The organism is Dyella sp. AD56 (genome assembly GCF_002878475.1).
Classification (GTDB): domain Bacteria; phylum Pseudomonadota; class Gammaproteobacteria; order Xanthomonadales; family Rhodanobacteraceae; genus Dyella.
Window position 1 is genome coordinate 17949 of record NZ_NRDP01000027.1, and the last position, 13916, is coordinate 31864.

Annotated in this window: 12 protein-coding genes and 1 tRNA gene; all 13 read right to left on the minus strand. The window is 62.0% G+C overall.

Annotated elements, in window-relative coordinates; genetic code table 11:
- Positions 1-58: 58 nt before the first annotated feature.
- Positions 59-328 (minus strand): 30S ribosomal protein S15, encoded by a 270-nt coding sequence (gene rpsO, locus DyAD56_RS17880; protein ID WP_102304155.1) that lies wholly within the window; start codon positions 326-328, stop codon positions 59-61.
- 143 nt (positions 329-471) lie between these two features.
- Positions 472-1404: a tRNA pseudouridine(55) synthase TruB gene (truB, locus tag DyAD56_RS17885; RefSeq protein ID WP_102304157.1), complete on the minus strand. Its 933-nt coding sequence runs from the start codon at positions 1402-1404 to the stop codon at positions 472-474.
- A 16-nt stretch (positions 1405-1420) separates the two neighbouring features.
- Positions 1421-1810 (minus strand): 30S ribosome-binding factor RbfA, encoded by a 390-nt coding sequence (gene rbfA, locus DyAD56_RS17890; protein WP_102304158.1) that lies wholly within the window; start codon positions 1808-1810, stop codon positions 1421-1423.
- A gap of 132 nt (positions 1811-1942) precedes the next feature.
- Entirely contained in the window at positions 1943-4786 is a 2844-nt protein-coding gene (infB, locus tag DyAD56_RS17895; RefSeq protein ID WP_102304160.1) for a translation initiation factor IF-2, read from the minus strand.
- 127 nt (positions 4787-4913) lie between these two features.
- A complete protein-coding gene (nusA, locus tag DyAD56_RS17900; protein ID WP_102304161.1) occupies positions 4914-6419 on the minus strand; it encodes a transcription termination factor NusA in 1506 nt (501 codons plus the stop codon).
- 48 nt (positions 6420-6467) lie between these two features.
- Complete coding sequence (gene rimP, locus DyAD56_RS17905; RefSeq protein WP_102304163.1) at positions 6468-6983, minus strand: ribosome maturation factor RimP; 516 nt, start codon at positions 6981-6983, stop codon at positions 6468-6470.
- 222 nt (positions 6984-7205) lie between these two features.
- Positions 7206-7282 (minus strand) — tRNA-Met (locus DyAD56_RS17910).
- A gap of 113 nt (positions 7283-7395) precedes the next feature.
- Positions 7396-8835, minus strand: coding sequence for an NADH-quinone oxidoreductase subunit NuoN (nuoN, locus tag DyAD56_RS17915; RefSeq protein ID WP_102304164.1), 1440 nt, complete (start codon positions 8833-8835; stop codon positions 7396-7398).
- A gap of 12 nt (positions 8836-8847) precedes the next feature.
- Positions 8848-10356, minus strand: coding sequence for an NADH-quinone oxidoreductase subunit M (locus DyAD56_RS17920; protein WP_102304165.1), 1509 nt, complete (start codon positions 10354-10356; stop codon positions 8848-8850).
- A gap of 13 nt (positions 10357-10369) precedes the next feature.
- Complete coding sequence (nuoL, locus tag DyAD56_RS17925) at positions 10370-12445, minus strand: NADH-quinone oxidoreductase subunit L (protein ID WP_102304166.1); 2076 nt, start codon at positions 12443-12445, stop codon at positions 10370-10372.
- Between the two features lie 4 nt (positions 12446-12449).
- Positions 12450-12755, minus strand: a complete 306-nt coding sequence (gene nuoK, locus DyAD56_RS17930) for an NADH-quinone oxidoreductase subunit NuoK (RefSeq protein WP_102304167.1) — start codon at positions 12753-12755, stop codon at positions 12450-12452.
- On the minus strand, positions 12752-13411 hold the full coding sequence (locus DyAD56_RS17935; protein ID WP_102304168.1) for an NADH-quinone oxidoreductase subunit J: 660 nt from the start codon (positions 13409-13411) through the stop codon (positions 12752-12754). Before DyAD56_RS17935 ends, nuoK begins: the two co-directional genes overlap by 4 nt.
- A 12-nt stretch (positions 13412-13423) precedes the next feature.
- Complete coding sequence (gene nuoI, locus DyAD56_RS17940) at positions 13424-13915, minus strand: NADH-quinone oxidoreductase subunit NuoI (protein WP_102304169.1); 492 nt, start codon at positions 13913-13915, stop codon at positions 13424-13426.
- Between the last annotated feature and the right edge of the window lies 1 nt (position 13916).

Below are 13916 nucleotides of genomic sequence, written 5' to 3' on the forward strand. Positions count from 1 at the left end.
GGCCATGAATGACCGCTTTTTGACTTTTGCGCTCACGGATGAACGCAAAACATCAACCTTAGCGACGGAGGCCGAGGCGCTCGATGAGGCCCTGGTAACGAGCCAGGTCACGATCCTTCAGGTACGCCAGCAGACGCTTGCGCTGGTTGACCAGCTTCAGCAGACCACGGCGGGAATGGTGATCCTGCTTGTGCTCTTTGAAGTGGCCGGTGAGGTGGTCGATGCGAGCCGACAGCAGGGCGACCTGCACTTCCGGCGAACCCGTATCGTTCGGCACGCGGCCGAAGTCAGCGATGATCTTGCCGGTCTGTTCTGCGGTAAGGGACATGTGATTCTTCCTAAAAAAACGGGTGCGAAGCTTGCGCAACGTCACGCGATGACGTTGCGCAAGCTTCGCCTAGATGAATGAAAAGTTTGGAACAAGCTCCGTATTGTAGCGACCGGAGCCCTATGACAACAAGACCGTCATGGTCAACTGCGAAGCTGGACGGTCGAGGGTAGATTGAAACCCCGCACGATGTGCAGCTTTCCGCCCCCCGCCTCGCCCAGAACCAGCAGGCGACCATCCTCGGCGAACACTGCAACCTGCCCGCTCATCGAAGGATCAAGCGGAATCTGCTGACCCTGTGAGACGGCCAGGGTCTGTTCCGCGTCCAACCTCAACGCTGGCAAGCCCTCCAGCCCGGCCGACACCGGCAACAACAACGCCAGCAGGGCATCATCACCCCGCTCTGCTGCTGCCTGAAGCTGCTCGACCGTCACCATGGCCGGCTCCCTGAACGGCTCCACCCACAGGCGGCGCAGGGCCGTCAGATGAGCTCCGCAACCCAGGTTTTCGCCCAGGTCCACGGCCAGGCTACGCACGTAGGTGCCGGAACCGCATTCGACATAGAGGGTCAGGCTATCGTCCGAGCGGGAGAGCATATCCAGCCGATACACATCCACTTCGCGCGCGGGCACCTCGACCGCCTCGCCACGTCGCGCCTTGACGTAAAGCCGCTCACCATCCCGCTTGATGGCCGAATAAGCCGGCGGCACCTGGGTGATGCGTCCACGCAAATTGACCAGCGCGGCCTCAATAGCCGCGTCCGAGAGCACGGGCACGGGTCGTTCCAGCACGATCTCGCCCTCGAGATCAGCCGTACTAGTGGTAGCACCCAGCTTGCACTCGGCCAGATAAGCCTTGCGCGAGCCCAGCAGCATGCCGGCAAGCTTGGTGGCCTCACCGAAGCACAGTGGCAACAGGCCGGTGGCCAGCGGGTCGAGTGCGCCCGTGTGGCCGCCCTTCTCCGCCCGGAAAATACCTTTGCGAACGACCTGCAAGGCCTCGTTGGAGCTCAGCCCCAACGGCTTGTCCAGCAACACGATGCCGTGCAGGTCGCGAAAACGGATACGACGCTTCATGGGGACGTGCTGATCCTTAGTCCTTCGAGCTTTCGCCTTCCTCGTCCGACGCTGGCGTACGTGCAGCCTCTTGCCGCAGCAGGCTCTCGATACGCTCGCCCTTGTCGACCGAGTCGTCGTACTTGAAACGAAGTTCCGGCACTCGACGCAGACGCATAGAGCGCGAAAGCTCACGACGGAATTCGACCGCCAGCTCCTTGAGCGCCTTCATGGCTTCGACGGAGCGCTCCGGCTGCAGAGCAGTAACCCACACCGTGGCCCAGTCCAGATCACGAGTGACTTCCACGTCCGATACGCTGACTGAAGGCAGGCCGTGATCGCGCACGGCGGCGTGGACCAGCTGACTCAGTTCACGGCGCAGCTCGGCGCCGACACGGTCGGTACGCTTGAAATCGCGAGAAGGCATAACGCACTCCTTTCAACGGGGACACACCGGCATGGCAAGTCCCGAAAAACGAAGCGAGCGATGTGGATATCCACATCGCCCGCCGATAAAACCACCGCTGGGGCGACGGCCCGATCCCCGGGCCATCCACCATTACAGCGTGCGGGCCACCTCGATACGCTCGAAGCATTCGATCTGGTCACCGGCCTTGACGTCGTTGTACTGCTTCACGGCGATACCGCATTCCATGCCGTTGCGCACTTCGTCAACGAGCTCCTTGAAGCGACGCAGCGATTCCAGTTCGCCCTGGAAGACCACGGTGTTGTCACGCAGCACACGAATCGGCTTGCTGCGCTTGACCGTGCCTTCGATGACCATACAACCGGCCACCGCGCCGAACTTGGAGCTGCGGAACACTTCACGCACCTGCGCGATGCCGATGATCTCTTCGCGAATTTCCTTGCCCAGCAGACCCGAAGCGGCCTGCTTCACTTGGTCGATCACGTCATAGATGATCGAGAAGTAACGGACATCGAGGCCCGAGGTATCGATTACCTTGCGTGCCGACGCATCGGCGCGGACGTTGAAGCCGATCACCAGCGCCTTGGAGGCGGCGGCGAGCGTGGCGTCGGACTCGGTGATGCCGCCGACGCCGGCCGCGATCACGTTGACCTTCACGTTCTCGTTGCCGATCTGGCTGAGCGACTCGCGCAGCGCCTGCACCGAACCCTGCACGTCGGCCTTGACCAGGATGTTGAGCGTCTGCTGCTCGGCGCCCTGGGCCATCTGGGCCATGATGTCCTCAAGGCGGTTGGCCTTGCTGACCATGCGCGTCTCGCGGCGCTTGAGCTGGCGCTCGGCGGCGACTTCACGGGCGAGGCGCTCGTCAGCCACCACCACGAAGTCGTCGCCAGCTTCCGGCACGCCGGACAGGCCGAGCACCTGCACGGGAATCGACGGGCCGGCTTCCTGCACGGTCTTGCCCGCTTCGTCGATCAGTGCACGCATGCGGCCGTACTCGATGCCGCAGACGACGAAGTCGCCGCGCTTGAGCGTGCCCTGCTGCACCAGCACCGTCGCCACCGGGCCGCGACCGCGGTCGAGGCTCGATTCGATCACCACGCCCGAGGCGGGGCCATCTTCCACGGCGGTCAGTTCCATCACTTCGGCCTGCACCGAAATGGCGTCGAGCAGGTCGTCGATGCCCATGCCGGTCTTGGCCGAGATCGGCACGAACGGCGTGTCGCCACCCCATTCTTCCGGAATCACTTCCAGAATGCCGAGGCCTTGCTTGACGTGGTCCGGATTCGCGTCCGCCTTGTCCATCTTGTTGAGTGCCACGATCAGCGGCACCTTGGCGGCGCGTGCGTGCTGCACCGCTTCGGCCGTCTGCGGCATGACGCCGTCGTCGGCCGCCACCACCAGCACCACAATGTCGGTGGACTGGGCGCCACGGGCACGCATGGACGTAAACGCCGCGTGACCCGGGGTGTCGAGGAACGTGATGACACCCTTGGGCGTCTGCACGTGATACGCACCGATGTGCTGGGTGATGCCACCGGCTTCGCCCGACGCAACCTTGGTGCGGCGGATGTAGTCGAGCGTCGAGGTCTTGCCGTGGTCGACGTGGCCCATGATGGTGACCACCGGCGGACGCGGCCTACGCTCGCCTTCGAGCTCCGCGTTCTGCGTGTGGGCAGCCAGCGCGGCTTCGGCGTTGTTCTCGCTCACCGCCACCGGCGTATGGCCGAGCTCTTCCACAACCAGCACGGCGGTGTCGTGGTCGATGGTCTGGTTGATGGTGGCCATCACGCCCATCTTGAAGAGCGCCTTGACCACTTCCGAACCCTTGACCGCCATCTTGTTCGCAAGATCGGCGACCACGTTGTTATCGCCCACCACGACCTCACGCACAACGGCGGCGGTCGGACGGGTGAAGCCATGCGGACCACTGGAGGCAGGGCTGCTGTGACGCGACGTATCGCGGCTCGGGCCACGACCCGGTTTGCCGCGCTTGTTGTTAGAGCGGCGTGCGCGATCGGCGTCGCTCAGATGCATCTCGCCGGCGGCGAAACGCTTGCCACCAGGGCCTTCGTCGCGCTCACGGGCATAACGAGTTTTGTTGGCGGCGCCAGGCGCTGCCGGAGCTGCTGCAGCTCCTGCCGGCGCAGCGGCCGCCGCGGGGGCAGCAGCAACGGGGGCCGGTGCAGGTGCAGGCGCCGGAGGTGCAACCACCTTCTTCTCACGGCGACGCGGCTCATGGATGCGCGGCAAGATCATGCCGAACGAGCTGTGGTCGACGATCTTCTGAGCGGCAGCCTCAACAGGCGCGGGCTTCTCGACCGATTCGCCAGGAGGCTGCGTTGCCACGGCAGGCGTAGGCTCCGGAGCAGCCACTTCGGCAACATCGGCTGCGACAGCCTGACGCTCCTGCTGCTCCTTCGCACGCGCGGCCGCCTCGGCCTCAGCCTGCTCGCGACGACGCTCTTCCTCGGCCTCGCGCTGACGCTGGGCGTCCTCCTCGCGCTGCTGGGCTTCTTCCTGGTGGCGGCGATCGGCTTCGAGACGCTCGTTCTCTTCGTGGTCGCGCTGCGTCTGGGATTCCTGCAACTTACGCACGGCATCTTCGCGCACGCCATCACTGCCCGCTTCCTCGGCAATGACGCTGCGCTTGACGTAGGTCCGCTTGGCGCGTACTTCGACGTTGACCGTCTTAGCGCCGCCCGTGGCACCACGGCCACCCGGCGTGGACAGCTTCAACTCGCCACGAGTACTGCGCTTGAGCGTGATCTGACGCGGTGACTCAGTCTCGCCCTCAGCCGGGGCATCTTTGCCATGGCTGCGCCGCAGGAAGCCAAGCAGCTTCATCTTTTCCGTACTACTGATGACCTGCTCAGGGTCAGAAAAGGACATGCCGGCCTGACTAAGCTGCGTAAGCAGCCTGTCGACGGGCACCTTCATGCTCTGGGCAAGTTGTTTGATCGTTTCACCGGACATCGTGTTCTTTCTCCGCCGTTCCCGCGCTTAAAGTCCGTGAGGCCTCGCCTTCACGGCCAACACCATCCTTGGTGGAAGGCCATAAGACCTTCCTCGGCGCGCCCATCCAGGACGCTGCCGCCCGCGGTCAGCCACCCTTCTCCAGGCGCGCGATCATCGGTGCGCGTGCAGCCATGATCAGCGCTGCGGCACGATCTTCATCCATGCCTTCGATATCGATCAGGTCGTCGACCGCGAGGTCGGCCAGATCGTCCACCGATACCACTTCACGCGAAGCCAGCGCATAGGCCGTGACTTCGTCCATACCCGGCAAGTGCAGGAGCTCTTCCGACGGCTGGTGCTCGTCGATGCTCTCTTCCACTGCCAGCGCTTCAGTCAGCAGCGCGTCGCGGGCGCGGGCGCGGAGCTCTTCCACAATGTCTTCGTCGAAGCCTTCCACGGCCAACAGTTCAGCGCTGGGCACATAGGCGATTTCCTCGACGCTGGAGAAACCTTCCTGCACCAGGATGCTTGCGATCTCCTGGTCCACTTCCAGCTTGTCCATGAACAACTGGCGTGCCGATTCCTGCTCGGCCTCGCTCTTGGCGGCGACCTGGTCCTGCGTCATCACGTTGAGTTGCCAGCCGGTGAGCTTGCTGGCAAGGCGCACGTTCTGGCCACCGCGGCCGATGGCCTGGGACAGCTTGTCCTCAGCCACGGCGATGTCCATGGAGTGCTTTTCCTCGTCCATGATGATGGACTGCACTTCGGCCGGCGCCATCGCGTTGATGACGTACTGGGCTTGGTTCTCGTGCCACAGGATGATGTCCACGCGCTCGCCGTTGAGCTCATTGGACACGGCCTGCACGCGCGAACCGCGCATGCCAATGCAGGCACCGATGGGATCCGTACGCGAATCGTGCGCGACCACGGCGATCTTGGCGCGGTCACCCGGGTCACGTGCGCAACCCTTGATCTCCACCAGGCCCTGACCGACTTCCGGCACTTCGAGCTTGAACAGCTCAATCATGAATTCCGGTGCGGCGCGGGACACGAACAGCTGCGGGCCGCGGGCTTCCGAGCGTACCTCGTAGAGGTAACCGCGGACGCGATCACCGACACGGGCCGACTCGCGCGGAATGGCTCGGTCGCGCGGAATGAAGGCTTCGGCGTTGCTGCCCAGGTCGAGGTAGACGTTGCCGCGCTCGACGCGCTTGACGATGCCGGTGACCAGCTCGCCCACGCGTTCGCGGAAGGCGTCCACCACCTGCATGCGCTCGGCTTCGCGAACGCGCTGCACGATCACCTGCTTGGCGGCCTGTGCGGCGATGCGGCCGAACTCGGCGTTTTCGACCTGTGCTTCGATGTACTCGCCGATCTCAGCGCCTTCGCGCTCGTCAACGGCATCCATCAGGCGGACCTGATGGTACGGCGACTCCATCTCGCCGTCGTCGGCGATGATTTCCCAACGGCGGAAGGTCTCGTAATCGCCGCTGTGGCGGTCGATGACCACGCGGATATCCGGATCTTCGTCCGGATAGCGCTTCTTGGCCGCGGACGCGAGCGCCGCTTCCATCGCCTGGAAAATCACTTCACGCGGCACGCCTTTTTCATTGGCAACCGCGTCAACCACCAGCAAAAGCTCTTTGCTCATTGCAGCAACTCCGTAGACGCCATCGGCGCCCCATCGGTTTCGATTGATTTACTTCGTGGCCTTCTTGCCCGGCTTGCTTCCCGGCTTGGGCTGCGGCTGATAACCGAGCGCCATCCAATCCGGCACCACGCGCGCGCTTTCTACGGCGTCATGGTCGAACTCGAAGGTCTTGCCTTCTGCTTCCAGCGAAATTCGCTCGCCTTCCACCGATATGACCTTGCCGCGCAAGCGGCGGCGTCCTTCCAGGGGCGCCTTCAGCAAAATCTTTACGTCTGTACCCGCCACCTTGGCGAACTGAGCCGCCGTAAACAGCGGGCGATCAATGCCTGGCGAGGAAACTTCCAGCACATAGTGGCCAGGAATCGGATCTTCCACATCCAGCATGGCCGACAGCTCGCGACTTGCCGCTTCGCAGTCTTCCACGTTGATTTCGCGACCCTCGATGTCGAGGTAGACACGCAGGGTACTCTGCCCCTGCGACGGGGTGAACTCCACGCCAATACACTCCAGCCCGAGATCGACCAGAATTTCCGTGAAGCGTTGAGCCAGTGCCTGCGTATCCATGATTCGTCTACCGTTACCGATCGCCAGAAACAAAAAATGGGCTCAAGCGGCCCATTCCATGCTCTCAAATAAGAGCGTCTCGCCGATGTCCCGACCCATCCAGACTCTTTCGGGGCACCTGGGGCGCAGCCAGCATCTAAGCGGCTTGTGACGCACGTGCGACGCTTCCTTGCGCCCAACAAAAAAGCCTCACGAGGAGGCTTTCTTGTTCTAAGAAAGATCTGGTAGCGGGGGTAGGATTCGAACCTACGACCTTCGGGTTATGAGCCCGACGAGCTGCCAGACTGCTCCACCCCGCATCAGAGTCCGAAAATAATAGCGAGATGGCCGAATTCTTGCAAGCCTTTTCGCAAAAATAATTTCACATTCACTGACAAGACATCGTGACGACATGCAGTCGTCACGATGGTTTTCAACCGACAAAAACGCTCTGGCACCAGCCAAACAGCGGGCCCCAGACGATACCGAGCACCAGCAACGCCAGTACGTTCAACGACAGCACCAGGCGAACTGAAACGTCCTTCTGCAGGTGAATTTCAGTGCCCTCCACCGGCTTGTCGAAGTACATCACCTTGACGACGCGCAGGTAGTAGTAGAGGCCGATGATGGCGAACACGGCACCCACGATGGCCAGCCACATGAAGCCGGCGTGGATTGCAGCCTGGAACACCAGCAGCTTGCCGAAGAAGCCGAACAGCGGCGGCACACCAGCCAGCGAGAACATCACCAGCATCATCAGGAACGCGGCCCACGGCGAACGCTGGTTGAGCCCCTTGAGATCGTCGATTTCTTCGCACTCGAAACCAGCACGGGCCAGGGCCAGGATCACACCGAAAGCGGCGGCACCGGTCAGCGCGTAGCTGATGGCGTAGAACAGCGCGGCGGCATAGCCCTCCGGACTGGCATTGACCAAGCCGACCAGCAGGTAACCCATGTGGGAGATGGTCGAGTAGGCCAGCAGTCGCTTCAGGTTGCTCTGCACCAGGGCGACGATGTTGCCGATCGCCAGCGATAGCACGGCCAAGCAGGCCAGCATGAGCTGCCAATGCTGGGACAGGTCACCCAGCCCCGAAGCCAATAGGCGATATGCCATACCGAACGCGGCCAGCTTCGGTGCGGAACCGATGAAAATGGTCACCGCCGTCGGCGAGCCCTGGTACACGTCCGGAATCCACATATGGAACGGCGCGGCACCCAGCTTGAAGCCGATACCCACGATCATGAAGATTAGGCCGAACACCAGCAGGTGCGGCATGTTGGTATGCGTGGCGGCCACGTGCAGATGGGCCAGATCCAGCGTCTGGGTGGCGCCGTACACCATCGACATGCCGTACAGCAGCATGCCCGAGGCCAGTGCACCCAGCACGAAGTACTTGATGGCTGCTTCCGAGGACAGGCGCGAATCACGATTCAATGCGACCAGCGCGTAGGACGACAGCGTCAGCAGTTCCAGGCCCAGATACACCATGATCAGGTTGCCGGCCGACACCAGCAGCATGATGCCGATCACCGCGAAGATGGTCAGCGTGTAGAACTCACCCACGAACAGCTTGCGATCCTGCAGGTAGGGCTTGGCGTAGACGAACACCAGCACCGTGCTCAGCAGCGCGAAGACCTTGAGGATCTCAGACACCCCGTCGCGGATGAACATACCGCCGAAGGCGGTCACGGGCTGGCTCGGCTGGCCGGCCACCACCAGGTACATGGCCACCAGTAGCACGGCGATGGACAGCCAGTGCAGCATGGGGCGCTGCTCGGGCTTCATGAAGGCATCCAGCAGTAGCAGCAAGCACGCTGCCGCTACCAGATAGAACTCCGGCAACAGGATCAGAATGTCATTGAGATTCGGCATGATCGGTCCTGCTTAGATCTTGTGATTGCCAAGCTGCGTCACCAGCTGCGACACCGAAGCGTCCATCAGATGGATCAGCGGCTGCGGCCAGATGCCCAAAGCCAACACGGCCGCGGCAAAGGCACCTAGAACGAACCACTCGCGGCCGTTGATGTCCTTCATCTCCGCCACGTGCGGGTTGGTGATGTCACCCCACAACACACGCTTGACCATGTACAGCGTGTAGGCCGCACCGATGATCAAGGTGAAGGCGGCGAAGAACGCGATCCACGGATTGGCCTGGAAGCTAGCCAGGATCACCTGGAACTCGCCCACGAAACCGCTGGTACCCGGCAGACCGCTGTTAGCCATGGCGAACAGCACATAGAAGAAGCCGAACCAGGGCATCACGTTGATGACGCCACCGTAGTCCTTGATCTGGCGGGTGTGCAGGCGGTCGTACATCACGCCGATGCACGAGAACATCGCGCCGGACACGAAGCCGTGCGAAATCATCTGCACCATCGCACCCTGCATGCCCAGCTTGGCGGCATCGAGGTTGTTGGTGCCGCGCACCAGCATGAAGGCGATGAAGATACCCAGCGTCACGAAGCCCATGTGAGCCACGGACGAGTACGCCACCAGCTTCTTCATGTCCTCCTGCACCAGCGCGATGTAGCCGATGTAGACCACCGCGACCAGGCTCAGGCCGATCACCACCCAGGCGTAGGCGTCAGCGGCGTCAGGCACGATGGGCAACGAGAAGCGGAGGAAGCCGTAGCCACCGATCTTCAGCATCACCGCGGCCAGCACGACCGAACCGCCAGTCGGCGCTTCCACGTGGGCATCCGGAAGCCAGGTATGCACCGGCACCATCGGCACCTTCACCGCGAAAGCGATAAGGAAGGCGAAGAACAGCCAAGTCTGCTCCTTCATCGACAGCGGCAGGTTCGCCAGTGCCGCCAGATCGAAGGTGTGTGCCTGCAGGTACAGGTAAATCAGGCCCACCAGCATGAAGATGGAGCCGAAGAACGTGTAGATGAAGAACTTCAGCGTGGCGTACACGCGACGCGGACCGCCCCAGACACCGATGAGGATAAACATCGGGATCAGCATGGCCTCGAAGAACACGTAGAACAGCAACGCGTCGGTGGCGCAGAACACACCGATCATCAGGCCCTCGAGCACCAGCATGGCAGCCATGTACTGATGCGGGTTGGTCTGGATGACTTCCCAGGCGCCGACGATCACAAGGATGCCGACGAAGGTGGTCAGCAGGATCAGCGCCACGGAGATACCGTCGACACCGAGGCCATAGTTGACCCCGAGCGGAGCGATCCACACGTGATTTTCGAGCAACTGTTTCGCGCCGTCGGCCGCATTGAAATGCGACAGCAGGCAAAGGCTCGCCACGAAGGTTGCGATGGCCACCAGCAGCGAGATCCAGCGCGCCGCGTTGGGGCGACTGGAACCGGCAAGCAGCACGGGGATGGCACCCAGAATGGGAAGCCAGATCAGCAGGCTGAGCAAATGATTGAACATGGAGCAGGTTCCCTTATTGCCCGACCAGCCAATACCCGCCGAGCAGCAGGATAAGGCCGAGGATCATCGCGAAGGCATAGTGATAGAGGTAACCGGACTGCAGGCGACGCACGCCACCCGCGATACGGTCCACAAGACTCGCCGAACCATTGATCAGCACACCGTCGATGATCGTGGCATCGCCACCCTTCCAGAGGGCACGACCCAGCGCCATGCCGCCGCGAGCAAAGACGATGTAGTACACCGCGTCGAACCAGTACTTGTGGTTGAGCACGTTGTAGATCGGCTTCAGCGCATTCTTGATGCGATCAGCCAAGGCCGGGTTGAACAGGTAGATGTAGGTCTGGATGACGAAGGCCGCGGCAACAAGCCAGAACGGCAGCTGGCCAAAGCCATGTAGGCCGGCGGTCAGCCACGTGTCGAAATCCTTGGCCAACTCGCCGAGCACGTTATTCGCTTCGTTGACATGGATGGCCGAGCCGAACCACCCGCCGTAGAGCATCGGCTTGACCGCCAGGGCGCCGACGATGACCGACGGAATCGCCAGCAGGATCAGCGGCAGCGTCACCACCCACGGCGACTCCTTCGGCGTCTCGTGCATGATGCCCTGCTCGTGATGGCCGTGATCATCCTTGTGCGAGACGTGATGATGCTCGTCGTGATCGGCGTGCGCATGGCCGTGGTCGTCGTGACCGTGGCCATGATCGTGCACCACCACGAAACGTTCTTTGCCGTGGAAGGTCAGGTACATCTGGCGGAAGGTGTACAGCGCGGTGACGAACGCACCGGCCATCACGCAGAAGTAGGCGTAGCTGGCACCAGCGCGATGCGACTCGCCCACCGCTTCGATGATCGCGTCCTTCGAGTAGAAGCCCGCAAAGAACGGCACGCCGCACAGCGCCAGCGAACCGATCCACATGGTGATCCAGGTGATCGGCATGTACTTGCGCAGACCGCCCATGTAGCGCATGTCCTGCTCATGGTGCATGGCGATGATGACCGAGCCCGCGCCCAGGAACAGCAGCGCCTTGAAGAAAGCATGGGTCATCAGATGGAACACGGCGCCGGCATACGCCGACACGCCCAGCGCCACCGTCATGTAGCCCAGCTGTGACAGCGTGGAGTACGCGACGACGCGCTTGATGTCGTTCTGCACGATGCCGATCAGGCCGGTGAACAGCGCACCAGTGGCACCGATGATCATCACGAAGCTGAGCGCGGTCTCCGACAGCTCGAAGAACGGCGACATGCGCGCCACCATGAAGATGCCGGCGGTCACCATCGTCGCGGCGTGGATCAGCGCCGAAATCGGGGTCGGGCCTTCCATCGAATCCGGCAGCCACACGTGCAGCGGCACTTGGGCCGACTTACCCATCGCGCCGATAAACAGCAGGATGCAGATAACCGTGGCAGCGTCCCAATGCGTGTTCTGGGTGATCTGCAGGGTCTTGCCCACCAGAGTCGGCGCTGCGGCAAACGCAGTGGAGTAATCCAGCGTGCCCAGGAAGTACAGCACGCCAGCGATGCCCAGCAGGAAGCCGAAGTCACCCACACGGTTGACCAAGAATGCCTTGAGGTTGGCGAAGATCGCCGTCGGGCGCTTATACCAGAAGCCGATCAGCAGGTACGACACCAGGCCCACCGCTTCCCAGCCGAAGAACAGCTGCATGAAGTTGTTGCTCATCACGAGCATCAACATCGAGAAGGTGAACAGCGAGATGTAGCTGAAGAAACGCTGGTAGCCCGGGTCCTCGGCCATGTAGCCGATGGTGTAGATGTGCACCAGCAGCGACACGAAGGTCACCACCACCATCATCATGGCGGTAAGGCGATCGATCATGAAGCCGACGTGGGCGCTGTAGTTGCCGATGTCGAACCAGGTGTAGATGTTCTGGTTGTAGACCGGCGCACCGCCCGCGGTGATCTGGTACAGCACGTAGAACGAGAGGCCGCAGGCCACCGCCACACCAAGAATGGTTACGGTGTGCGAGCCGGCTCGGCCGATGAAGCGACCAAAGAAACCCGCCAGAACGCATCCGATGAGCGGTGCGAGGGCAATGGTCAGCAGAATGGAGGTAGAAAGTTCCACGGGGTCAGCCCTTCATGCTGTCGATTTCGGCGACGTTGATGGTGCTGCGGTTGCGGAACAGCAGAACCAGAATCGCCAGGCCGATGGCGGTTTCCGCCGCGGCTACGGTAAGGATGAAGAACACGAACACCTGCCCCGCCACGTCGTTGTAAAAACGCGAGAACGCGACGAAGTTGATGTTCACCGCCAGCAGCATCAGCTCGATCGACATCAACAGCACGATGACGTTCTTGCGGTTGATGAAGAGGCTGGCCAGGGCGATGCAGAAGAGCACCGCGCCGAGCACGATGAAGTGCGAAAGCGTGATCATGGAGTGGTCTCCTTGCTCGGTGCCGGCTGCGGCGCGACGGGAACTTCCGCCGCCATCTTCACCACACGTATGCGGTCACGCGCATTGACGCGGACCTGCTGCGAAGCCTGCTGATGGCGCACGCCGGTACGCTGGCGCAGAGTCAGTGCGACCGCAGCCACCACACCCACCGTGAGGATCAGCGCGGCGATTTCAAACGGCAGCAGGAACTGGGTATAAAGCGCATGACCCAGCCATTCGGTATTGGAGACCGGCACGCCATTCAGAACAGCCGGATTGGCGCCCATCACCGTCTCATGCATGGCACGCACACCGATCAGGCCAAGCATCTCGCCCAGCATGACCAGGGCCACGATGATGCCGATCGGCAGGTACTTGATGAAGCCCTCCCTCACCTGCTCCTGCTTGATGTCGAGCATCATCACGACGAACAGGAACAGCACCATCACCGCGCCCACGTAGACCACGATGAGTGCGATAGCGAGGAATTCGGCTTCGGCCAGTAGCCAGATGCAGGCGGTGCTGAAGAACGTGAGCACCAGCGAGAGCACAGCGTGCACCGAGTTGCGCAGCGTGATCACGCCCAACGCCGCCACCACGGTGACGGCCGCGAAGGCGTAGAAACACACGAGTTGGAACATATTCGGATCAATCATGATGTCCCGTCCTCAGCGATACGCGGCGTCTTGAGCGCGGCTGGCTGCGATTTCGGCTTCGAAGCGATCGCCGATAGCAAGCAACTGCGGCTTCGTCACCACGTTTTCGCCACGCTGCTCGAAGTGGTACTCGTGGATATGGGTTTCGACGATCGAGTCGACCGGGCAGCTCTCTTCGCAGAAACCGCAGAAGATGCACTTGAACAGGTCGATGTCGTAGCGCGTTGTGCGACGCTGGCCGTCGCTTTCACGCGGGGCCGAGTCGATGGTGATGGCCAGGGCCGGGCACACCGCCTCGCACAGCTTGCACGCAATGCAACGCTCCTCGCCGTTGGCGTAGCGGCGCAGCGCATGCAGGCCGCGGAAGCGGTTGGACTTGGGGATGTGCTCCATCGGGTAGCGCATCGTGTACTTGGGGCTGAACATGTAACGCATGGTCAGACCCAAACCCTTCAGCAGCTCGATGAGCAGCAGGCTTTTGAAATAGTGAGTTACGCGGGACATG

Coding starts and splice junctions, on each gene's coding strand:
- rpsO (WP_102304155.1), bottom strand. CDS start 328: ATGTCCCTTACCGCAGAACAGACCGGCAAGATCATCGCTGACTTCGGC.
- nuoN (WP_102304164.1), bottom strand. CDS start 8,835: ATGCCGAATCTCAATGACATTCTGATCCTGTTGCCGGAGTTCTATCTG.
- DyAD56_RS17920 (WP_102304165.1), bottom strand. CDS start 10,356: ATGTTCAATCATTTGCTCAGCCTGCTGATCTGGCTTCCCATTCTGGGT.
- infB (WP_102304160.1), bottom strand. CDS start 4,786: ATGTCCGGTGAAACGATCAAACAACTTGCCCAGAGCATGAAGGTGCCC.
- DyAD56_RS17935 (WP_102304168.1), bottom strand. CDS start 13,411: ATGATTGATCCGAATATGTTCCAACTCGTGTGTTTCTACGCCTTCGCG.
- rbfA (WP_102304158.1), bottom strand. CDS start 1,810: ATGCCTTCTCGCGATTTCAAGCGTACCGACCGTGTCGGCGCCGAGCTG.
- nuoK (WP_102304167.1), bottom strand. CDS start 12,755: ATGATCACGCTTTCGCACTTCATCGTGCTCGGCGCGGTGCTCTTCTGC.
- rimP (WP_102304163.1), bottom strand. CDS start 6,983: ATGGATACGCAGGCACTGGCTCAACGCTTCACGGAAATTCTGGTCGAT.
- truB (WP_102304157.1), bottom strand. CDS start 1,404: ATGAAGCGTCGTATCCGTTTTCGCGACCTGCACGGCATCGTGTTGCTG.
- nusA (WP_102304161.1), bottom strand. CDS start 6,419: ATGAGCAAAGAGCTTTTGCTGGTGGTTGACGCGGTTGCCAATGAAAAA.
- nuoI (WP_102304169.1), bottom strand. CDS start 13,915: ATGTCCCGCGTAACTCACTATTTCAAAAGCCTGCTGCTCATCGAGCTG.